This window comes from Rahnella inusitata (genome assembly GCF_018288855.1).
Lineage (GTDB): Bacteria > Pseudomonadota > Gammaproteobacteria > Enterobacterales > Enterobacteriaceae > Rahnella > Rahnella inusitata.
In genome coordinates this window covers 4,630,425-4,651,773 of the sequence record NZ_CP065024.1, presented here as the reverse complement: position 1 = coordinate 4,651,773, position 21,349 = coordinate 4,630,425, and the positions used below count along the sequence as shown (strand labels likewise).

19 protein-coding genes are annotated in these 21,349 nt (G+C 53.3%); 8 read left to right on the top strand and 11 right to left on the bottom strand.

Annotated features, from left to right (window positions below; all coding sequences use genetic code 11):
• Window position 1 precedes the first annotated feature (1 nt).
• A complete protein-coding gene (locus I2123_RS25605) occupies window positions 2-193 on the top strand; it encodes a hypothetical protein (RefSeq protein WP_244879865.1) in 192 nt (63 codons plus the stop codon).
• Window positions 194-391: 198 nt separating this feature from the next.
• Here the strand turns inward: I2123_RS25605 and fis are convergent, their stop codons facing one another.
• The 11 genes from fis to msrP all read right to left on the bottom strand — a co-directional run bounded on the left by fis (window position 392) and on the right by msrP (window position 9,851).
• Window positions 392-688 (bottom strand): DNA-binding transcriptional regulator Fis, encoded by a 297-nt coding sequence (gene fis, locus I2123_RS21685; protein ID WP_004097144.1) that lies wholly within the window; start codon window positions 686-688, stop codon window positions 392-394.
• Between the two features lie 21 nt (window positions 689-709).
• Window positions 710-1,675, bottom strand: a complete 966-nt coding sequence (gene dusB, locus I2123_RS21680; RefSeq protein ID WP_112168396.1) for a tRNA dihydrouridine synthase DusB — start codon at window positions 1,673-1,675, stop codon at window positions 710-712.
• Between the two features lie 398 nt (window positions 1,676-2,073).
• Window positions 2,074-2,811, bottom strand: a complete 738-nt coding sequence (locus tag I2123_RS21675) for a carbonic anhydrase (RefSeq protein ID WP_213051495.1) — start codon at window positions 2,809-2,811, stop codon at window positions 2,074-2,076.
• Between the two features lie 177 nt (window positions 2,812-2,988).
• The gene (prmA, locus tag I2123_RS21670; RefSeq protein ID WP_213051494.1) at window positions 2,989-3,873 is read right to left on the bottom strand and encodes a 50S ribosomal protein L11 methyltransferase; all 885 of its coding nucleotides are present in this window, start codon (window positions 3,871-3,873) and stop codon (window positions 2,989-2,991) included.
• Between the two features lie 43 nt (window positions 3,874-3,916).
• Entirely contained in the window at window positions 3,917-5,362 is a 1,446-nt protein-coding gene (panF, locus tag I2123_RS21665) for a sodium/pantothenate symporter (protein WP_112168393.1), read from the bottom strand.
• On the bottom strand, window positions 5,352-5,600 hold the full coding sequence (locus tag I2123_RS21660; RefSeq protein ID WP_213051493.1) for a YhdT family protein: 249 nt from the start codon (window positions 5,598-5,600) through the stop codon (window positions 5,352-5,354). Before I2123_RS21660 ends, panF begins: the two co-directional genes overlap by 11 nt.
• Before the next feature lie 75 nt (window positions 5,601-5,675).
• Complete coding sequence (gene accC, locus I2123_RS21655; RefSeq protein WP_112168391.1) at window positions 5,676-7,025, bottom strand: acetyl-CoA carboxylase biotin carboxylase subunit; 1,350 nt, start codon at window positions 7,023-7,025, stop codon at window positions 5,676-5,678.
• A gap of 12 nt (window positions 7,026-7,037) precedes the next feature.
• The gene (gene accB, locus I2123_RS21650) at window positions 7,038-7,502 is read right to left on the bottom strand and encodes an acetyl-CoA carboxylase biotin carboxyl carrier protein (RefSeq protein ID WP_056776171.1); all 465 of its coding nucleotides are present in this window, start codon (window positions 7,500-7,502) and stop codon (window positions 7,038-7,040) included.
• A 32-nt stretch (window positions 7,503-7,534) separates the two neighbouring features.
• On the bottom strand, window positions 7,535-7,987 hold the full coding sequence (gene aroQ / locus I2123_RS21645; protein WP_112168390.1) for a type II 3-dehydroquinate dehydratase: 453 nt from the start codon (window positions 7,985-7,987) through the stop codon (window positions 7,535-7,537).
• 241 nt (window positions 7,988-8,228) lie between these two features.
• The gene (msrQ, locus tag I2123_RS21640) at window positions 8,229-8,831 is read right to left on the bottom strand and encodes a protein-methionine-sulfoxide reductase heme-binding subunit MsrQ (RefSeq protein ID WP_213051492.1); all 603 of its coding nucleotides are present in this window, start codon (window positions 8,829-8,831) and stop codon (window positions 8,229-8,231) included.
• Between the two features lie 18 nt (window positions 8,832-8,849).
• Complete coding sequence (gene msrP, locus I2123_RS21635) at window positions 8,850-9,851, bottom strand: protein-methionine-sulfoxide reductase catalytic subunit MsrP (RefSeq protein ID WP_112168388.1); 1,002 nt, start codon at window positions 9,849-9,851, stop codon at window positions 8,850-8,852.
• 276 nt (window positions 9,852-10,127) lie between these two features.
• On the opposite strand from msrP, the gene csrD reads away from it, so the two are divergent.
• From csrD to yhdP, 7 genes are all read left to right on the top strand, one after another.
• Window positions 10,128-12,062: an RNase E specificity factor CsrD gene (csrD, locus tag I2123_RS21630; RefSeq protein ID WP_112168387.1), complete on the top strand. Its 1,935-nt coding sequence runs from the start codon at window positions 10,128-10,130 to the stop codon at window positions 12,060-12,062.
• 355 nt (window positions 12,063-12,417) lie between these two features.
• On the top strand, window positions 12,418-13,461 hold the full coding sequence (mreB, locus tag I2123_RS21625) for a rod shape-determining protein MreB (protein WP_013577291.1): 1,044 nt from the start codon (window positions 12,418-12,420) through the stop codon (window positions 13,459-13,461).
• 268 nt (window positions 13,462-13,729) lie between these two features.
• Window positions 13,730-14,737 carry a rod shape-determining protein MreC gene (gene mreC / locus I2123_RS21620; protein ID WP_112168386.1) on the top strand — a complete coding sequence of 336 codons (1,008 nt, stop codon included), beginning with the start codon at window positions 13,730-13,732 and terminating at the stop codon, window positions 14,735-14,737.
• On the top strand, window positions 14,734-15,222 hold the full coding sequence (mreD, locus tag I2123_RS21615) for a rod shape-determining protein MreD (RefSeq protein ID WP_112168385.1): 489 nt from the start codon (window positions 14,734-14,736) through the stop codon (window positions 15,220-15,222). The genes mreC and mreD overlap by 4 nt, the downstream gene beginning before the upstream one ends.
• 7 nt (window positions 15,223-15,229) lie before the next feature.
• Window positions 15,230-15,823: a Maf family protein gene (locus tag I2123_RS21610; protein ID WP_112168384.1), complete on the top strand. Its 594-nt coding sequence runs from the start codon at window positions 15,230-15,232 to the stop codon at window positions 15,821-15,823.
• A complete protein-coding gene (gene rng / locus I2123_RS21605) occupies window positions 15,813-17,282 on the top strand; it encodes a ribonuclease G (RefSeq protein WP_112168383.1) in 1,470 nt (489 codons plus the stop codon). Before I2123_RS21610 ends, rng begins: the two co-directional genes overlap by 11 nt.
• A gap of 98 nt (window positions 17,283-17,380) precedes the next feature.
• The gene (yhdP, locus tag I2123_RS21600) at window positions 17,381-21,220 is read left to right on the top strand and encodes an AsmA2 domain-containing protein YhdP (protein ID WP_213051491.1); all 3,840 of its coding nucleotides are present in this window, start codon (window positions 17,381-17,383) and stop codon (window positions 21,218-21,220) included.
• Window positions 21,221-21,349 lie beyond the last annotated feature (129 nt).

Genomic DNA, 21,349 nt, shown 5'->3' with positions numbered 1-21,349 from the left:
CATGCTGAACAGAGAGAAAGTGGAGGCGACAATATTAGCGCTCGCAAGCAAAGAAGGAATTGTGCTTAACGGCCAGGATAAACTGGTAATGCGCACCAGCCTATCTAACGTGCTGGCAGCTAAAGAACGCCACCGGCAAAGGATGGGCACAAGTGAATTCCAATGGAAGAAGCCAGCCCCACCAAAGCGATAATCAAACAACATTCACATCGATCATCGTATTCAACTTTCCAAACTTAGCCAATCTTAGGCATTTGAGAAACGCCGTTTGTTCATAGCGGTATATCTTCGTACACAGCTCCGTGTATCACGTGGTGTATCACGCATAAACAAAAAGGCGCTAATCCATAGAAGGAAAAGCGCCTTTTTTCAATAGGTTGACTGATTAGTATCAGTTCATGCCGTATTTTTTCAGTTTCTTACGCAGCGTACCGCGGTTGATACCCATCATCAGGGCCGCACGAGTCTGGTTGCCACGGGTGTACTGCATCACCATGTCCAACAGTGGCTGTTCAACTTCAGCCAAAACCAACTCATACAGGTCATTCACGTCCTGACCGTTCAGTTGAGCAAAATAGCCCTTAAGTGCTTGTTTTACCGAGTCACGCAGAGGCTTTTGAGTCACCTGGTCTTGTGAGTTTACGGTTGAAACGGTCAGTACGTCAGAATTCACGCGTTGTTCGAACATAGTTCTGTCAGCTCTTTTTTGTTACGCAAGATTTTCGAAATATGCTTCCAACGCCTCCAGCTGTTCGCTGGCATCCTCTATGGCGTTGAAGGAGCGCCGAAACTGGTCACTCGGGGCATGTTCCTGGAGATACCATGAAACATGCTTACGGGCGATACGGAATCCCTTGCCTTGACCATAAAAGTCGTGCAGTTCCCGTACGTGCCCTATTAACAAGCGCTGTACCTCACCCAAAGGCGGTGGCGGTAACAGTTCCCCTGTGTCCAGATAGTGCTGGATTTCCCGGAAGATCCAGGGTCTCCCCTGAGCGGCACGTCCTATCATCAGAGCATCAGCTCCGGTGTAGTCGAGCACCGCTCTGGCTTTATGCGGGTCAGTTATGTCGCCATTCGCGATAATCGGAATGGAAACACTCTGCTTAACTGTCCGAATACTGTCGTACTCTGCATCTCCATTGAAAAGGCAGGCACGGGTTCGGCCATGAATCGTCAGGGCCTGAATACCACAGTCTTCAGCCAATTGGGCAATTTGTACACAGTTACGGTGTTCCGGTGCCCAACCAGTACGAATTTTCAACGTGACTGGCACATCTACCGCGTTAACCACGGCAGTGAGGATTTGTTTGACCAAATCCGGATACTGCAACAGCGCAGATCCTGCCAGTTTGCGGTTCACTTTCTTGGCCGGGCAGCCCATATTGATGTCAATGATCTGCGCACCGCTCGCCACATTAATTCGGGCGGCAGCCGCCATATCTTCGGGATCGCAACCGGCAATTTGCACGGCCCGGATTCCCGGTTCATCGTTATGCACCATACGCAATCGGGACTTGTCCGTCCGCCACACTTCCGGATTGGAAGAGAGCATTTCGGATACAGCCATCCCAGCACCCATCGCATGACATAAGGCACGAAACGGTCGGTCTGTTATACCGGCCATTGGGGCCGCAATCAGGCAATTTGTAAGCTGGTGGTGTCCGATGCGCATAGACTTAGAATGACCATACTGATGTCCGCAAGGGCGCGTATATTACGCATTTTTGATGTGAGATGAAAGGCCAAACTTTGAGCGATTTGATAAGAAAATGCCTTACGACAGCTAATGTGTTGAGGCGTTTTTTATTTTATTGAACATTAACATTGAGTTAGGTGTGATTGGCTAAATTGTGCGCTTGAAGAAATTCCTAATATCTCTCTAAATCACCCTGTTATAACAGGTGATTCTAAGGGCTTGATCGCCGTTTTAAGCATCAACAACCACAAAATTCTGTGATGCAGGTCGCTATATGGTCAGAAAGTAACTTCTTTTTAGGAAATGTGGAAAGGATTAACCCGTGAAAAGAGAGGCAGCAGAAGCGAGTTCTGTGCCTCATTTGGCAGACGTAGTTATTCAGCGACGATGACGCGGCCGTGCAGGTCCTGCACAGGGCGATTATTGGCATGATGCATCGCATGCTGGAATTTCTCCAGCTGCGCTTCTGACAGCGTCTGAGGCTGTTTCATCACCAGCCAGCGAACGCCCTCGGTGCACGGTGGCGTGGTCAGCGAACCGCTAAAGCGATAGTGATTGTGTTCAGCAGGCAGCAATTTCGCCAGATTCACTTTTTCAGTGATATTTGCCGGTTTGCCTTGTTCAGAGGGCATCTTTTCCCAGATTTTCGCCAGTTCTTTATTTTCATCACCCACGTTGAACATCACTGCGACCACGGCGATTTCACCCGCGGCGTTGGTATGAACAAAGTGAGCTTCCATCGGGAAGGATTTTCCATCGATGGTGTTTTCGCTTGGTGAATGGAAATGGAACTGTTGCAGTGTGAAGGTTTCACCATCTGCAATGAGGGTGTCGCCCTTAGGAACGTTGACCTGCACGCTGTGGCCGTTGTTCACGATGCTTTCAGGCGAAGCCAGATAGCTCAAAGATAATGGCGTGGCGTGAACCGTGAAAGAGTTATGGATATCGACGGGTGACTGGTTCTTTCCGTTAGTACATTCGCTGAATTCCGGACTGATTTTGGACCAGTTTTGCGGAGCGCCATTACCTTCGTAAGACCAGTGTGTTTGTTCACTGGCAAAGGCAGAAATGCTGCAAGCGGCCAGAATAATGGCCAGTAATTTGAATTTCATGGAACATCCCTTTTCTAAAGTCGTAGAAACACATGGATAAAAACCGCGTGGATTGTAATGACTTTATAAAAAGGTAAATAGAGCAAAAAGTGGCAGGGATCACTTCACAGATCAGATCGCACTTAATGTGCAGGAAATAGCCCGCTCCTGAGGGGAACGGGCATGAAATTGCAGGGATCAGGCTTTTTTAACGCCGGTGATCCGGCACCATTCTTCTTTCTCAGCCACGGCATCCAGCTCGAACTTATCCTGATAAGCATCGGCCACGCTTTGCGCCTGACTCGCCAGAATACCGGAAAGCCCAAGACGGCCGCCTGCCACCGGTAACACGCCAATCAGCGGCGCCAGTTCACGCAGCGGGCCGGCCAGGATATTGGCGACCACCACGTCTGCTGACAGGTTCTCTGGCTGATCTTTTGGCAGATACAGCGACAGACGCTCGGATACGCCGTTACGTTCGGCGTTATCGCGGCTGGCCTGAATCGCCTGGGGATCGATGTCGATCCCGACGACGTGTTTCGCGCCCAACTTCAGCGCGGCGATCGCCAGAATGCCGGAGCCACAGCCGAAGTCGATCACGGTTTTATCGGTAAGATCCAGACTGTCGAGCCATTGCAGGCACATCGCCGTGGTCGGGTGAGTCCCGGTGCCGAACGCCAGGCCCGGATCCAGCATCACGTTCACGGCGGTCGGATCCGGGACGTCACGCCAGCTCGGGCAAATCCACAGACGCTCGCCAAAACGCATCGGGTGGAAGTTATCCATCCACTCGCGTTCCCAGTCTTTGTCTTCCAGTTGTTCGATTTTGTGTACGAAACCTTTGCCCAGCAGCGGCTCGTTCTCCAGCATGGCAACGACTTCTGTCATGTCGGTCTCGGCATCGTACAGGCCGATAGCATCGGTATCGCCCCACAGCAGGGTTTCACCCGGCAGTGGTTCAAACACCGGATTATCATGCGTGTCCTGGAAAGTGACAGACACCGCACCACTTTCGATAAGCGCGTCGCTCAGCGTTTCTGCATCATTACCGGTGGTGTTAATTTTCAGTTGGATCCAAGGCATAGCGATTCTCTTCTTAGCAATCTGTTAAATCAGTGCCGCCCGGTCAGGACGGCTTGAGTGCGGTTTCGCGCGGCTGTACGCCAAATTTATTGCCGATGTAAAACGCCAGCAAGCCCAGCGACAGCGACGGCACAATCGGATGCAGACCGGCAATGTGCAGGTCGATACTGGCGAGCAGGGTATAACAAACTGCGCCAACAATCATTGAGCTCAGCGCACCAGTGGCATTCGCGCGCTCCCAGTAAAGGCCGAGCACCAGCGGCCACAGGAACACCGCTTCCAGCCCGCCAAAGGCCAGAAGATTAAGCCAGATAATCATTTCAGGCGGACGCCACGCGGCCAGTACCACCAGTAAACCAAGGATGAATGTCGCCCAGCTGGAGAAGCGTTTCAAACGGCGCTCATTGGTGATTTGCTCTGGTTTGACGCCGAGGTACAGATCTTTAACAATCGTTGCGGACGACTGTAAAAGCTGCGCGTTGATGGTCGACATAATCGCGGCCATTGGCGCTGCAAGGAAAATCCCAGCGGCATAAGGCGGCAGGACAGTGATCATCAGCGTGGGAATGACCTGATCGGGTATTTTCAAATCCGGCAAGATAGCGCGACCCAGCGCCCCGGCCAGATGCATCCCAAACATCAGAATAGCGACCACCACGGTGCCGAGCACGATACCGCGGTGCACCGCTTTGCTGTCTTTGTAGGAGATACAGCGCACGGCGGTGTGTGGCAGGCCGATCACCCCAAAGCACACTAAAATCCAAAAGGATGCCATAAACGGTAGCGAAAGAACGTCGTCGCCGCCATGGACGGAAACCAGTTTCGGGTCGATCTGTTGCAGCTTATCAACCGCGGTGTGCAGGCCACCGGCCGCATGAATCACCGCCACCAGCAGCAAAATCGTGCCCAGCAGCATCACCAGTCCTTGCATCGCATCGTTGAGCACGCTGGCACGGAAACCGCCAAACGCGGTGTATAGCGCAATACTCACGCCAAAAATCAGCAGACCGGTGTCGTAAGGGATCCCGGCCGCTGTTTCCAGAAGACGTGCGCCGCCGATGAACTGCACGGTCATTGCCCCGAGGAACGCCACCAGCAGGCTGAGGCTTGCCAGCCAGACCAGCAGACGGCTCTGATAGCGTGCGAACAGCATATCGTTGAGGGTGACGGCGTTATAGCGCCGCGCCAGAATAGCGAATTTTTTGCCCAGCACGCCGAGCGACAGCCAGACCGCCGGCAACTGGATCATTGCCAGCAGCACCCAGCCGAGGCCGAATTTATACGCCGCACCCGGTCCGCCAATAAAGGAGCTGGCACTGATGTACGTCGCGGTGAGGGTCATCGCCAGGACGAAGCCGCCCATTGAGCGATTACCGAGGAAGTACTCGGTGAGGAAGCTGCCCTGTTGACGGCGGGTGTAGGCATACACCGACAATCCGAAGACCAGCAGCAAATAGGCGATCAGCGGCAATAAGACTTCAGTCTTCATGACTGTCCTCCAGCGGAATGTCGCGATAGATGACGCGCACCATCAGCCAGCTCAAAAGAATAAAAATCAGCGGAACCAGAAGGCAGGCCATCTCGAACCAGTGCGGAAGACCGGTTATGCCCTGTTTATTATCAGGAATATAAGCGGCAAAACACCACGCCAGCAGATAAGCAATGGTCAGCCCGAATGCCCAGCGGGCTTCCCGGTTGGCTTGCAGAAAACGTTTATCAAATGTCATTTTCTTCTCCCCCTAAACGTAAAAAAGGCCGGAATATCCGGCCTTGATAAGAGAGTACGCAACGGTACGGTCTTTTTATTTTTCCTGCAAACCGAGTTTTTTCTCCAGATAGTGGATGTTAGTCCCACCGATCTGGAAGTTCTCGTCATTCATGATGCGTTGTTGCAGTTCAATATTGGTCTTGATGCCGTCGATGATCAGTTCCGCCAGTGCATTTTTCATGCGGGCGATGGCCACTTCACGGGTTTCGCCGTAAGTGATCAGTTTACCAATCATGGAATCGTAGTACGGAGGCACGGTGTAGCCTGCGTAAATGTGCGATTCCCAACGAACACCGAAACCACCAGGCGCATGGAAACGAGTGATTTTGCCCGGGCTTGGCAGGAAGGTGTTTGGGTCTTCCGCGTTAATACGGCATTCCACCGCATGGCCTTTGACACGCACTTCGTCTTGCTTGATCGACAAAGGCTGGCCGGATGCGATCCGCAGCTGCTCTTTGATCAAGTCCACACCGGTGATCATCTCAGTAACCGGATGTTCAACCTGGATACGGGTGTTCATTTCGATGAAGAAGAACTCACCGTTCTCGTACAGGAACTCGAAAGTACCCGCACCGCGGTAGCCGATATCCACACAGGCTTTGGAACAACGTTCACCGATGAAGCGACGCAGTTCTTCTGTAATGCCAGGTGCTGGCGCTTCTTCCACGACTTTCTGGTGACGACGCTGCATGGAGCAGTCACGTTCGGCCAGATAGACTGCATTGCCCTGACCATCGGCCAGTACCTGAATTTCCACGTGACGTGGATTTTCGAGGTATTTCTCCATGTACACCATGTCATTGTTGAAAGCCGCTTTGGCTTCAGCACGGGTCATGTTGATGGACTGCTCGAGATCTTTGTCGCTGCGTACAACGCGCATGCCACGACCACCGCCGCCGCCAGAGGCTTTGATGATGACCGGATAGCCGATGCGTTTTGCGAAGCCACGGTTAAGATCCATGTCGTCGCCCAGCGGGCCGTCAGAACCCGGCACGCAAGGAACGCCAGCGGCTTTCATCGCGTGGATTGCAGACACTTTGTCGCCCATAAGGCGGATAGTTTCTGCTTTCGGGCCGATGAAGATGAAGCCAGAACGCTCAACCTGCTCTGCGAAATCCGCATTCTCGGACAGGAAACCATAGCCAGGGTGGATAGCCACCGCGCCAGTGATTTCTGCTGCAGCGATAATTGCAGGGATGTTCAGATAGCTTTTAACTGAAGGTGCAGGGCCAATACAGACGGTTTCATCTGCCAGCAGCACGTGTTTCAGGTCACGGTCAGCGGTGGAGTGCACAGCAACGGTTTTGATGCCCATTTCTTTACAGGCACGCAAAATACGCAGGGCAATTTCGCCGCGGTTCGCGATAACAATTTTATCTACCATGGTACGCCTCGTTTATTCGATGACGACCAGCGGCTCGTCGAATTCAACCGGTTGGCCGCTTTCTACCAGAATTGCTTTAACAACACCGGATTTGTCCGCTTCGATTTGGTTCATCATTTTCATCGCTTCAACGATGCAAAGAGTATCGCCAGCATTCACTTTCTGGCCCACTTCGATAAAGGCTTTCGCGTCCGGGCTTGGCGTGCGGTAGAAGGTACCTACCATCGGGGAGCGAACGATGTGACCACTGATTGCAGCCGGAGCAGCGGCTTCAGCAGGTGCTGCTGGAGCGACCGCAGCAGCCAGACCCGGCTGCTGTTGAACAGGCATAGCGTAAGCCTGTTGCATCATAGGATAAGCCTGCGCAGGTGCAGCACGGCTGATACGAACTGACTCTTCACCTTCAGAAATTTCCAGTTCAGAAATACCTGATTCTTCAACCAGTTCGATCAGTTTTTTAATTTTACGAATATCCATGGGTGTGATTCCGTACTCTTTTTGCGTAGAAATTAGTGGGTTTTAGACAAGCGATTAACTGCTGCCTGTAAAGCAAAGTGGTAGCCGTCTGCGCCAAGTCCGCAAATGACGCCCACTGCGATGTCGGAAAGATAGGAATGATGCCGGAACGCTTCGCGGGCATGTACATTTGACAGATGGATTTCGATAAACGGAATCGAGACCCCCAGTAATGCATCGCGTAGCGCCACGCTGGTATGGGTAAAGGCCGCGGGATTGATCAGGATAAAATCGACATTTCCGCGTGCCTGATGAATGCGTTCAATCAGGACATGTTCTGCGTTAGATTGCAGATGGCTCAGTGCCACATCAGCGGCAGCAGCCTGCGTTTCCAAACCTTTAACAATATCGTTGAGCGTGGTGTGTCCGTACGTTTCAGGCTCACGGGTACCTAACAAATTCAGGTTAGGACCGTTCAGTAGCAAAATGTCAAACTTATGCGCCATTGTGAGCCTATCTCCGGCAATTAGACAAAGATTGTAGAAAATACCCTGATGTCACCGATTTGTCACCTGTTTCGGGGCAAATCGTCCTGTCTCCTCAACATGAGGTCGGGCATTATAATGATATCGTGGCAATTAGCAGCTAAATACTGGTCTTATCAGCGAAGATAATCAACCCTCGGCCGGTGCAAGAGGGTTGATTTACAGGAATTATGAGGGGCAGAACACAGAAAAGTTCCGCAGCCTATCGCAGCCACTGGCGGAATTTCTTATAACGAAGTGCCAACAAAATGGCGGCGATTGCCGCGTAGATCACGGGTTGTGGCGATAACACTTTCACCGACCAAAGATAGTGGATCGGCGCAAGAATGGCGATCAGATAGATAAAATTATGCAATTTCTGCCAGGTTGTGCCCATTTTACGCTGTGCCCACAGCGTCGAAGTGCAGGCCAATGCCAGCAGCAGTATCCAGCTGATAATCCCCAACGTGAGATAGGGGCGCGAAATCAGTTCACTGCCTAACAGTCGCAGGTTACTGACCCCCAGTTCGAGGAAGGAATAACTCAGAAGATGCAGTGTTCCCCACGCAAAACACCACAATCCCAGCAGACGGCGGGTGCGGATCAGCAACGGTTGCTTGCCATAGCGTGCAACCGGCGTCACCAGCAGCGTCACCAGTAAAAATTTCAGCGTCATGCGACCGGTAAAGTGCTGAATGTCTTTCGCCGGATCGGCGCTGAACCAGCCCTGATCGACAGAAAGCAGCAGCCATATAAAGGGCAGGATTGCGGCAAGCCAGATGATGACTTTCAGCCAGGTAATGTTTGCAGGGCTCAGACGGCGCATACGTATGACTTCCTTTCCTTAATAGAACTTACGAAGATCCATGCCGTGATACATCGACGCCACCTGTTCGGCATAACCGTTGAACAGCAGCGTAGGCTGACGCTTGACGTCGAGTAATCCGCCTGCGCCGATAAAGCGTTCTGTTGCCTGCGACCAGCGCGGATGATCCACATGCGGGTTCACGTTGGCATAAAAGCCGTATTCGTTGTTGGCAATCTGATTCCACGTCGTTGGCGGTTCATCTTTGGTAAATTTGATATTCACGATCGATTTGATGCCTTTGAAGCCATATTTCCACGGCACCGTCAGGCGGATAGGTGCACCGTTTTGTGGCGGCAACGCTTTGCCATAAACGCCGACGGTCAGCATCGCCAGCGGATTCATCGCTTCATCTATACGCAATCCTTCCACGTACGGATAATCCAGCCCGCCGCCAATAAACCGGTCTTTCTGGCCGGGCATGTGCTCCGGGTCATACAGCGTGGTGAAGGCCACATAGCGTGCGTTGCTGGTAGGTTCAGCGAGTTTGAGAATATCACTCAGCTGGAAACCAACCCAGGGCACCACCATCGACCACGCCTCGACGCAGCGCATACGGTAGATGCGTTGCTCGAGCGGGAAGCGCTTCATGATGTCATCCATATCCAGCGTCATCGGTTTACCGACTTCGCCATCAAGGGTGATCTTCCACGGCGATGTGACCAGTTGCCCCGCATTGGCAGCCGGATCGGCCTTGTCCAGACCAAATTCATAGAAATTATTGTAACCGGAGACTTTATCTTCCGGCGTCAGCGGCAGGTCATTCTGATAGGCAGCAGGTTTGCTGAAGTCCAGCGGTTTACCCGAAGGTGCAGGCGGTCGGTCGTGGCCTTTAAACCAGGAGAGAATATCCGCCTGGGCCGTCTGCGGCAGTGCCAGTGCTGCAGCGCTAATCCCCAGCGCCTGCAACACTTTGCGGCGATCGTAGAATATGCTTTCGGGCGTGACATCCGCCTCGGTGAGTTTGCGGGGTTTGTACATGGCAGTCTCCGGTTTTAAACATCAAACGCATTCATAATTTTTATGATTATTCAGACAGCATGGCGTGTAACTCCGGCTTTTGCGAGGTATGGAAAGTAAAAACGAATTTCTAAAAAGTGATCGGAAGTATAACAATTCTGAATTAATGGGTTTTTCAGTTGCTATGCTATGAATGTATGTCAAATCCTGTTTCTCTTACTGAGGTAATATAGCCACGTTTTTTATGGCAGGAGAACGGTCCTGTTTTCACTTCACCGTAGCGAGTAAGGCACAGGGATGCGATTTACTACCCGACTCTCAGCACTGATTTCGATGTTAGTTGCGCTGGCAATGTTGTTGATGTTGCTCGGCGTGACCTTTAGTTTTATCTATCTGAATAAGCAAAACACAGAGCAACATCTTCAGGCACTGACGACGACCTATGACCAGGCGCTGCTGACCCAATCTCCCGAACAAGCGCAGCGCTGGCTGCCGCAGGCGATGCGCATGCTGGACGTCACCGATATTGTGGTGAAACTCAACAGCTCCACTGTGTACGAGTACCACGAACGTCCGGATTTACACCGCTCGTGGGACAGCGTGATGCCTGAATACAACACGGCCATTTACCCTCTCATGCAACACCCCGATATGTCGCTGCATGTGTCTTATATTGACCCCGTCAGCAGTTACATCCGTTCCATGCGCTCGACGCTCACCATCAGTGTGGCGATCCTGATTATGTTCGGCATGGTATTGCTCAGTTTTCGCTGGCTGCGACAGGAAACCGATGGCGTTGAGAAGCTGGAAGATCGCGCGATACGGATTTTACGCGGTGAGCGCGAGGGACTGACCGGAAATCTGGGCGAATGGCCGCATTCCGCCAGCAGCGCCATTGATCTCCTGCTGACCGATCTTAATGAAGCCCGCGAGCAGCGCAGCCGCGTTGATACTCTGATCCGCGCCTACGCCCAGCAGGATTCACAAACCGGGCTCAGTAACCGCTTGTTCTTTGATAATCAGCTGGCGACGCAGCTGGAAGAAGAGGGCACACATGGTGTGATCATGCTGCTGCGCCTGCCTGATTTCGACCTGATGCGTGAAACTCACGGTCAGGCGATGGTCGATGAGTTGCGCTCCGCGATGGTTAATCTGCTCTCAACCTTTGTGATGCGCCACGTTGATGCCTTACTGGCGCGTTACTTCCACAGTGATTTTGCCGTTCTGCTGCCACACCGGACGCTCAAAGAAGCTGAAGTGATGGCGGCGCAGCTGGTCAATGCGCTCGGGGTATTACCGACGTCGTCGCTGATTGATCGCGATGCCCTGATGTACATCGGCATCAGCGCCTATCGTTTTGGCCAGACGCCGGATCAGGTAATGGATATGGTTCAGCAGGCAACGCGTCACGCGGCGTTCCAGGGCAGCAACAGCTGGTTTATTTTCGACAATAATGTGCCTGAGAAAGGGCGCGGCAGCGTGCGCTGGCGAACCTTACTGGAAAATACACTGGCGCGCGGCGGGCCGCGTTTGTATCAGAAACCGGCCTTCTCCCGAAATGGTAAACTCGATCATCGTGAATTACAGCGCCGCGTCTTCGACGGGGAGAATGAGTTGCTGGCCGCAGAGTTTGTGCCACTGGTCGTGCAGTTCGGTCTTTCTCAAAGTTACGACCGCATAATGATAAGTCAGATTATTCCGTTACTTAACCGCTGGCCGGACGAAACGTTGGCATTTCACCTGACGGTTGATTCATTATTGCAGCGCTCATTTGTTCGCTGGCTGCGCGATACGCTGCTTCAGTGTGAAAGATTACAGCGAAATCGGATTTTGATTGAACTTGCTGAGGCAGATCTTTGTCAACATACCGACCGCCTGCGTCCTGCGATTCGTTTATTGCAAGGTTTAGGCTGTCGTCTGGCAGTTTCACAGGCCGGTCTGACGGTGGTCAGTACCTCTTATCTGAAAACCTTCCCGGTGGAAAGGGTCAAACTTCATCCGGGTCTGGTGCGCGATATAGATAAAAGAATTGAAAATCAGCTGTTTGTACAAAGCCTGCTCAGTGCATGTGAAGGGACTCAGGCTCTGGTCTTTGCCTCCGGCGTGCGAACAAAGGATGAGTGGTCGATCCTGCTGAGTAAGGGGATCCACGGTGGCCAGGGTGATTTTTTTGCCGGACCGGAGCCCGTTGAACCGGTTGGTAAAAAATATTCACACAACAGCGATGTTTAAGTGACCGTAAACCGATTATTTAACGTAGAATGACCCAGCTTTCGACCGACTCCCTTGCCTGGCATACGGTGCTTATCATCTGGCCGCGGGTTGACGGAGATTCCTGGTGAAAGTGTAAGAATTTATGTGCGGTGTTGCTACTTCGCCTGGGTGCCTGCCCGAGGTAAATCTAGCCTGCGATACAGAATTATATCGCAGTGCCATCAGCCTCAAAAAGTCACCTCAAGTGAATGGCGACATCGCGGACAATTTTCACGTAAGCAGGACGTTTTTGCGCCTTGTCGCTGCTTCGCGTGGTTGGTAAAGTAGGCGGATTTTATTTTCCGCCCCCAGCTAGCAGGATTATCCTTTCGTTATGTTTAAGAAATTTCGTGGCATGTTTTCCAACGACTTGTCCATCGACCTGGGTACCGCCAATACCCTCATCTATGTAAAAGGACAAGGCATCGTGCTGAATGAGCCATCAGTTGTGGCAATTCGTCAGGATCGTGCTGGTTCACCTAAAAGCGTTGCTGCTGTTGGTCACGACGCAAAACAGATGCTGGGTCGTACTCCCGGCAATATCGCAGCTATTCGTCCAATGAAAGACGGCGTTATCGCTGACTTCTTCGTGACTGAGAAAATGCTGCAACACTTCATTAAGCAAGTTCACAGCAATAGCTTCATGCGCCCAAGTCCGCGCGTGCTGGTTTGTGTACCGGTCGGCGCAACGCAAGTTGAACGCCGTGCTATTCGTGAATCCGCACAAGGTGCTGGTGCACGTGAAGTGTTTCTGATTGAAGAACCGATGGCTGCGGCGATCGGTGCGGGTCTCCCTGTCTCAGAAGCCACCGGTTCTATGGTGGTGGATATCGGCGGCGGTACCACGGAAGTGGCTGTGATTTCCCTGAACGGCGTCGTGTATTCCTCTTCTGTACGTATTGGTGGTGACCGCTTCGATGAAGCTATCATTAACTACGTGCGTCGTAACTACGGTTCCCTGATTGGTGAAGCCACAGCTGAACGTATCAAACACAGCATCGGTTCGGCGTATCCGGGCGATGAAGTGCACGAGATCGAAGTGCGTGGCCGTAACCTGGCTGAAGGCGTTCCGCGTGGTTTCACGCTGAATTCCAACGAAATCCTGGAAGCGCTGCAAGAGCCGCTGACCGGTATCGTCAGCGCAGTGATGGTTGCACTGGAACAATGTCCGCCAGAACTGGCGTCTGACATTTCCGAGCGTGGCATGGTGCTGACCGGCGGTGGCGCGTTACTGCGCAACCTCGATCGTCTGCTGATGGAAGAAACCGGTATTCCGGTGGTAGTCGCAGAAGATCCGTTGACCTGCGTTGCTCGCGGCGGCGGTAAAGCATTAGAAATGATCGACATGCACGGCGGCGACTTATTCAGCGAAGAGTAATCTCAGCGACGATTTGATTGATGACGGAATACGTTTTTTCCTTTATTCCTCTCAAAAAATAGTCTGCCCGGGAAGGTGGTTGTCCGTCAGGTAAAACCTGCAACGCGAAGTGTGCAGTGTTCAATGTGGATCCGCGCAAACACTGTCTAAACTGAGAATGTTTAGGCGGTGTTTTCGGCTATCCCATGAGATTGCCGCCTTTTCTGTCAGGGGAAGCATTGACTTCGTCTGACTGAAACCTTCTGTTGCCGAGGAACTCGCATATTTTATGAAGCCAATTTTTAGCAGGGGACCTTCCCTGCAACTGCGACTTTTTTTGGCTATTCTTACGGCCATTGTCCTGATTGTTGCCGACAGTAAAATAGGTACGTTTGTTAAAATCCGCACCTATATGGATACTGCCGTCAGTCCCTTCTATTTTCTGTCAAACGCCCCGCGTGAATTCTTAGATCAGGTTTCCTCGACGTTCGCGACGCGCGGCCAGCTCGAGCTGGAAAACCGTGCTTTGCGCCAGGAATTGTTGCTGAAAAACAGCGACCTGATGCTGCTTGGTCAATACAAACAAGAGAACGCCCGTTTGCGTGAGCTGCTGGGCTCGCCGCTGCGTCAGGACGAGCACAAAATGGTGGCTCAGGTTCTGTCTACCAGCGACGATCCGTACAGTGATCAGGTCGTCATTGATAAAGGCAGCAATAGCGGCGTTTACGTCGGCCAGCCGGTGATAAGCGATAAGGGCGTTGTTGGTCAGATCGTTGCCGTCGGTGCACTCACCAGCCGTGTGCTGCTTATTTGCGATGCGTCCCATGCCCTGCCAATTCAGGTGTTGCGTAACGATATCCGCGTGATCGCTGCCGGCAGCGGCTGTGCGGACGATCTGCAACTGGAACATCTGCCAAGCAATACCGATATTCGCGTCGGCGATGTACTTGTCACCTCTGGTCTCGGTGGCCGTTTCCCTGAAGGTTATCCGGTGGGCGTGGTGTCTTCTGTCAAAGTCGACAACCAGCGCGCTTATACGGTGATTCAGGCACGTCCGACGGCCGGTCTGCAACGTCTGCGTTATCTGCTACTGCTGTGGGGCTCGGATCGCAACGGTGATCATCCGTTGCCGCCTGATGAAGTCCATCGTGTGGCCAATGAACGTCTGATGCAAATGATGCCTCAGGTATTGCCGCCGCCGGGTGATATGGGGCCTCCGGCACCGCTTCCGGCACCGGCAACCGGCACTGTGACGGCACCGGTTAGCACATCCGTGACGCCGAGGGCGACGCGATGAACAGCTACCGGAGCCACGGACGCTGGATTATTTGGCTATCCTTTATCATAGCCATGTTGTTGCAGGTCATGCCGTGGCCTGAACAGATCTATATGTTCCGGCCCTCCTGGTTGTTGCTGATCTTGATTTACTGGGTGATGGCATTACCGCACCGCGTCAACGTCGGCACCGGTTTTATTGTCGGTTTCATCATGGATTTGATCCTCGGTTCAACGCTGGGTATTCGTGCGCTGGCGTTTGCCATCACCGCTTATCTGGTCGCGTTCAAATTCCAGTTATTCCGCAATCTGGCACTCTGGCAGCAGGCGCTTATCGTCATGGTGCTGTCGCTGGCGGTAGACGTGATGGTGTTCTGGGGCCAGTTCATGGTGGTGAACGTGTCGTTTCGCCCTGAAGTTTTCTGGAGCAGCGTGGTGGACGGTATTCTGTGGCCGTGGCTGTTCTTGCTGATGCGTAAAATTCGTCGTCAGTTTGCTGTTCAATGAGGATGTTATGACCGAACTTTATCTCGCTTCCGGATCGCCACGCCGGCGTGAATTGCTGGGGTTACTGGATCTGCCTTTTGAGCGTCTGGTAACTGACGTGGCGGAAGAACGTCAGCATGATGAAGCACCGGACGCGTATGTTATGCGTCTGGCGAAAGATAAAGCGCGAGCCGGTGTTGCGGTCGCGACGGAAGATCTGCCGGTGCTGGGCGCGGACACCATTGTGGTTCTCGACGGTAAAGTGTTGGAAAAGCCGCGTGATGAATCGCAAGCCGCTGTTATGCTTAATGCATTGTCCGGCAGGCAGCATCAGGTCATGACCGCTGTCGCTTTCGCTGACAGGCGAGATTGTCTAAGTACGCTGGTTGTGACTGATGTCACCTTTCGTTCGCTATCTGCCGATGACATTGCACACTATATTCTGAGCGGTGAGCCCATGGATAAAGCGGGCGCTTATGGTATTCAGGGAAAGGGCGGTTGTTTCGTCCGTGAAATTCGCGGCAGTTACTATGCAGTCGTGGGGCTCCCGCTGGTGGAGACTCAGGAGCTGCTCAATGAATTTGCTGCCTTACGCGAGCTTAGGAGAAAACATGACAGCTGAATTACTGGTCAATGTCACGCCGTCTGAAACCCGCGTGGCCTACATTGACGGTGGCATTCTGCAGGAAATCCATATTGAGCGCGAAACCAAGCGCGGGATTGCCGGCAACATTTATAAAGGACGAATCAGTCGCGTATTGCCTGGGATGCAGGCCGCGTTTGTTGATATCGGACTTGAGAAAGCCGCGTTTTTACACGCGTCTGACATCATGCCGCACACTGAATGTGTCGCCCGTGATGAGCAGAAAAATTTCAACGTGCGCGACATCGCAGAACTGGTGCATCAGGGCCAGGATCTGATGGTGCAGGTGGTGAAAGACCCGCTCGGTACCAAAGGCGCGCGTCTGACTACGGACATCACTCTGCCTTCACGTTATCTGGTGTTTATGCCGGGTGCGTCGCACGTGGGCGTTTCACAGCGCATTGAAAGCGAAGCCGAGCGCGATCGCCTGAAACGTATCGTCTCTGAATATTGTGACGAGCACGGTGGCTACATTATTCGTACCGCCGCCGAAGGCGTGGGCGAAGAAGAACTCAAGCAGGATGCAGCTTATCTCAAGCGCCTGTGGACCAAGGTGATGGAGCGCAAACGTCGCAACAAAACCAAGTACAAATTGTACGGCGAGCTGGCACTGGCGCACCGCGTGCTGCGTGATTTTGCCGGTGAAGCGCTGGATCGCATTCGTGTTGATTCCCGCCTGACCTATGAATTACTGGTGGAATTTACCAGTGAGTACATGCCGGAAATGACCAGCAAGCTTGAGCATTACAACGGCAAGCAACCGATTTTCGATTTGTACGATGTGGAAAATGAAATCCAGCGTGCGCTCGAGCGCAAGGTGGAACTCAAATCCGGCGGCTATCTGATCATCGATCAGACCGAAGCCATGACCACCGTGGACATCAACACCGGTGCGTTCGTCGGCCATCGCAATCTGGAAGACACCATTTTCAACACCAACACCGAAGCGACGCAGGCGATTGCCCGCCAGCTGCGGTTACGTAATCTCGGCGGTATCATCATCATCGACTTTATTGATATGTCGAATGAAGATCACCGCCGTCGCGTATTGCACAGTCTTGAGCAGGCGTTGTCGAAAGACCGCGTGAAAACCGGCATTCACGGTTTCTCTGCGCTCGGTCTGGTTGAAATGACCCGCAAACGCACCCGTGAAAGCGTCGAACATGTGTTGTGCAGCGATTGCCCGACCTGTCATGCGCGCGGCACGGTGAAAACCGTCGAAACGGTATGCTACGAAATTCTGCGCGAAATCGTGCGCGTGCATCATGCGTATGATTCCGACCGCTTCCTGGTTTACGCCTCGGCGGCCGTGGGCGAAGCGCTGAAGGGCGAAGAATCCCATGCACTGGCTGAAGTCGAAATTTTCGTCGGCAAACAGGTCAAAGTGCAAGTGGAGCCGCTCTACAGTCAGGAGCAGTTTGACGTCGTGATGATGTGATCTGAAGGCAAAGTGTCAGATGCATCAGGAAGTAACAGGTTTCCATTGCCGTCTGTACGGGTGAAGACCGGTATGGAATGGGAAACAAGGAGAGAAGTTTGAGGCGACTGCCCGGTATCTTATTAACCACCAGCGCAACCCTTGTCGTGATAGTGGCTTTGGTGATCAGTGGCTTACGTCTGGCGTTGCCTCAGTTGAGCCGTTTCCAGAATCAGCTGGTCGAAAAAGTTGAATCCGTCACGGGCGTGCCGATCGAACTGTCACAGATCAGTGCCAGCTGGAAAACCTTTGGCCCGATTATGGAGATCCGCGGCCTGCAGGTCACGTTGCCGGATGCCAACCTGAAGGTTCAGCGTATCACCATGGCGCTGGACGTCTGGCAATCGATGCTGCATCTGCGCTGGCAGTTCCGCGATCTCACTTTCTACAATATGCAGTTGGATCTCAACAGTACGTTGGGCGGAGACAACCAAGGCAACGGCCTTAAGCCCAACCGCATCAGCGATATTTTCCTCCGGCAGGTGGATCACTTCGACCTGCGCAACAGTCGTATTTCCTTCCTGACCCCGTCCGGCCCGCGCGCCGAATTTGATATCCCGCAGCTGACCTGGCTGAACACGCACAACCGCCACCGTGCCGAGGGGCAACTGAGCCTGTCGAGTTTCAACGGCCAGCATGGCGTGGTGCAACTGCGTATGGATCTGAACGATTCCAACGGCCTGCTGAACAACGGCAAGATTTACCTTCAAGCCGACGATATCGACATGAAACCGTGGTTTAGCCGTTGGCTGCGCAGCAACACCGGTCTTGAGACGGCTAATTTCAGTCTGGCGGCGTGGCTGACCGTACGCAACGGCGATGTCTACGCCGGTGACGCGCTGCTGAAGGCCGGTTCCGCGACCTGGAAAACCGGTGATGATCTACACCGTCTGGACGTCGATAACCTGACGCTGCACGGAAACCGTCAGGGCAATGGCTGGCAGCTCGGTACTCAACAGCTGAACATCAAAACCGACGGCGTCGCCTGGCCGAAAGGTACGCTGGAGGCACTGTATCTGCCGGAAAATAACGAATTTCTTGGCCCGTCGCAGGGTGAAGAACTGCGCATTCGCGGCACCAATTTGCAACTGGAACGTCTCGGGCCGGTCATTCCGACCATTTCTTTCCTTACCCCGACGCTGTTAGAACGCTGGCAGGATCTGAAACCGGCGGGCAATATCGATCGCCTCGCGCTCGACATTCCGCTTAAACAACCTGAACACACCCGTTTTATCGCCGACTGGCACGATGTCAGCTGGCAGCGCTGGGAATTACTGCCGGGTATTAATCATTTCAACGGCAGCCTGAAAGGCAGCGTGGCCAGCGGTCAGCTAGACGTCAAACTGAAAGACAGCCTGCTGCCTTACGGGGAGATGTTCCGCGCGCCGCTGGATGTGAGTGCGGCAACCGGGTCCATCAGCTGGACGAACGATCAGGATGGCTGGACGCTGTCCGGTAAAGACGTCGACGTCAAAGCCGATGCGCTGTGGGCGAAGGGCGATTTCCACTATGCTCAGCCGGCAAAAGGCGAGCCGTGGCTGAATATTCTGGCTGGTATCCGTCTGTACGACGCCGGACAGGCGTGGCGCTACTTCCCTGAACACCTGATGGGTAAACATCTGGTGGATTATCTGACCGGCGCGATTAAAGGCGGTCAGGTGGATAACGCTACGCTGACCTTCAACGGCAATCCGCATCACTTCCCGTTCAAAAAGAACGAAGGGCAGTTCCAGGTCTGGGTGCCCCTGCGTCATTCCACATTCGAATTCCAGCCGAAATGGCCAGCGCTGACCGATCTGGATATCGATCTCGATTTCCTCAACGACGGCCTGTTCATGAAGGCTGAGCACACCAAACTGGGCAATGTTGATGGTAATAATGTTGTCGCCAATATTCCTGACTATCTGAAACAAAAGCTGTTTGTTGATGCCGACCTGCGCGGTTCGGGCAAAGATATCGGCGATTACTTCATGAATACGCCGCTGCACGACACGCTGGGCGGCGCATTGCAGGAGCTGCAAATCAGCGGCGAAGTGAATGGCCGCTTACATCTGGATATTCCGCTGGACGGCGAGGAAGTTCGCGCGACCGGTGGCGTGACGCTTAAAGACAACAGCCTGCTGATCAAACCGCTGGAAAGCACGATCAGCCATCTCAGCGGTCAGTTCAGCTATGACAACGGCAACCTGCAAAGCAATCAGTTAACCGGCACCTGGTTCGGGCAGCCAGTCAACGTGATGTTTAGCACGCAGGAACTGGCGGATGACTTCAAAATTCAGGTCGGTCTGAACGCAAACTGGCAACTTTCGAAATTGCCGGGTCTGCCTGCCGCAGCGGCGAGCAAAATTTCCGGAGGAACGCCGTGGAAGGGTGACGTCAATATCTCCCTGCCGCACAAAGGCACACCCAACTACACCGTGGATGTGAACGCCGATCTGAAAGATGTGAGCAGTCACTTACCTGACCCGCTGAGCAAAAAGGCCGGAAACGCCATGCCACTGTTGGTGAAGGTGAAAGGCGATTTACACAGTTTCAATCTCGAAGGTGTGCTGGCGGGTAAAGATCATTTCAACAGCCGCTGGTTGCTGCGTAAACAGCTGAAACTGGATCGTGCTTCCTGGCAGGCCAATACCAAAAAAACGCCGCCGCTGCCCGCAGACAGCAGCCTGACGCTAAACCTGCCGCCGCTCGATGGCGAAAGCTGGCTCGGTTTGCTGTCGCCGGATAAAGCCGCGCAAAGCAGCAGTAATGGTAAAAGCGGCAACGGAAAAATGGCCGGATTCAGCTTCCCGCATGAAATCATCCTGACGACACCGGCGCTGACGCTGGGGGGACAGGTATGGAATGACCTGACGATAAGCTCCACGCAGGGGCGTCAGGGCATGGAGATCAAGGCGAAAGGCAAAGAGATTGACGGCACGCTGAACATGAACGACAACGGTCCATGGCTGGCGAACCTCAGCTATCTCTATTTCAACCCGCAATGGACGGTGGCCGATGTCGCAGGCAGCGGCAAACCGGCGGGGAATCCGTTTGCCAGTGACAAAGTTTCCTTCGCCAGCTGGCCTGCGGTGCAGTTGCGCTGTGAGGTCTGCTGGTTCCTCGGTCAGAACTTCCGTAAGGTGAACGCCGATGTGACACCGCAGGGCGATCAACTGATGCTGCGCAACGGCCTGATCGACACTGGCGTCGCGCGTCTGGACGTGCAGGGCGACTGGAAACAGAATGCTCAGGGCGAAAGTACCGGCCTGAAGGGCAAGCTGAGCGGCAAAAATATCGATCAGGCGATGTCTTTCTTTGGCGTCACCACACCGCTGAAGGGCGCGCCGTTTGACATCAACTTCGACCTGCACTGGAAATCCGTGCCGTGGAAACCGGACGTCAGTACCCTTAACGGCACGCTGAAAAACGAGCTGGGTAAAGGTGAAATCGCCGACGTCGGCGGTGGCCGTGCCGGTCAGTTATTGCGTCTGGTGAGCTTCGACGCATTGCTGCGTAAGCTGCGCCTCGATTTCAGCGATACCTTCGGAGAGGGCTTCTACTTCGATTCGATCAAATCGACCGCATGGATTAAAGACGGCACGTTACACACCGACGATCTGTTGGTTGACGGGTTGGCGGCGGACATCGCCATCACCGGCAAAGTGAATTTTGTGAATCAGCAGCTGGATCTCCAGGCCGTGATCGCCCCGGAAATTTCCGCTACCGTTGGCGTGGCAACCGCCTTTGTGATTAACCCGGTGGTCGGCGTGGCGGTGTTTGCTGCCAGTAAAGTGCTCGCCCCGCTGTGGAATAAAATTTCGCTGATTCGCTATCAGATAACCGGCACCATCGCGGAGCCGCACATTAATGAAATTCTGCGTAAACCTGTCAACGCACCGAAGGCCGCCGCGCAGTAATGCCATAAAGATGGCGGCAGGCAACCTCGTGCGGGCTGTGTTAGGCTGTTAATAACCCTGTAACAATGGATTGTCCGGTGGACTGAGGTTATCTCTGCACCTCAGCACGCCGGATTTTCGTCTAAAAGA

Coding starts and splice junctions, on each gene's coding strand:
- I2123_RS21610 (WP_112168384.1), top strand. CDS start 15,230: ATGACCGAACTTTATCTCGCTTCCGGATCGCCACGCCGGCGTGAATTG.
- I2123_RS25605 (WP_244879865.1), top strand. CDS start 2: ATGCTGAACAGAGAGAAAGTGGAGGCGACAATATTAGCGCTCGCAAGC.
- accB (WP_056776171.1), bottom strand. CDS start 7,502: ATGGATATTCGTAAAATTAAAAAACTGATCGAACTGGTTGAAGAATCA.
- dusB (WP_112168396.1), bottom strand. CDS start 1,675: ATGCGCATCGGACACCACCAGCTTACAAATTGCCTGATTGCGGCCCCA.
- fis (WP_004097144.1), bottom strand. CDS start 688: ATGTTCGAACAACGCGTGAATTCTGACGTACTGACCGTTTCAACCGTA.
- I2123_RS21660 (WP_213051493.1), bottom strand. CDS start 5,600: ATGACATTTGATAAACGTTTTCTGCAAGCCAACCGGGAAGCCCGCTGG.
- msrQ (WP_213051492.1), bottom strand. CDS start 8,831: ATGCGCCGTCTGAGCCCTGCAAACATTACCTGGCTGAAAGTCATCATC.
- mreC (WP_112168386.1), top strand. CDS start 13,730: ATGAAGCCAATTTTTAGCAGGGGACCTTCCCTGCAACTGCGACTTTTT.
- mreB (WP_013577291.1), top strand. CDS start 12,418: ATGTTTAAGAAATTTCGTGGCATGTTTTCCAACGACTTGTCCATCGAC.
- accC (WP_112168391.1), bottom strand. CDS start 7,025: ATGGTAGATAAAATTGTTATCGCGAACCGCGGCGAAATTGCCCTGCGT.
- prmA (WP_213051494.1), bottom strand. CDS start 3,873: ATGCCTTGGATCCAACTGAAAATTAACACCACCGGTAATGATGCAGAA.
- I2123_RS21675 (WP_213051495.1), bottom strand. CDS start 2,811: ATGAAATTCAAATTACTGGCCATTATTCTGGCCGCTTGCAGCATTTCT.
- csrD (WP_112168387.1), top strand. CDS start 10,128: ATGCGATTTACTACCCGACTCTCAGCACTGATTTCGATGTTAGTTGCG.
- panF (WP_112168393.1), bottom strand. CDS start 5,362: ATGAAGACTGAAGTCTTATTGCCGCTGATCGCCTATTTGCTGCTGGTC.
- msrP (WP_112168388.1), bottom strand. CDS start 9,851: ATGTACAAACCCCGCAAACTCACCGAGGCGGATGTCACGCCCGAAAGC.
- aroQ (WP_112168390.1), bottom strand. CDS start 7,987: ATGGCGCATAAGTTTGACATTTTGCTACTGAACGGTCCTAACCTGAAT.
- rng (WP_112168383.1), top strand. CDS start 15,813: ATGACAGCTGAATTACTGGTCAATGTCACGCCGTCTGAAACCCGCGTG.
- mreD (WP_112168385.1), top strand. CDS start 14,734: ATGAACAGCTACCGGAGCCACGGACGCTGGATTATTTGGCTATCCTTT.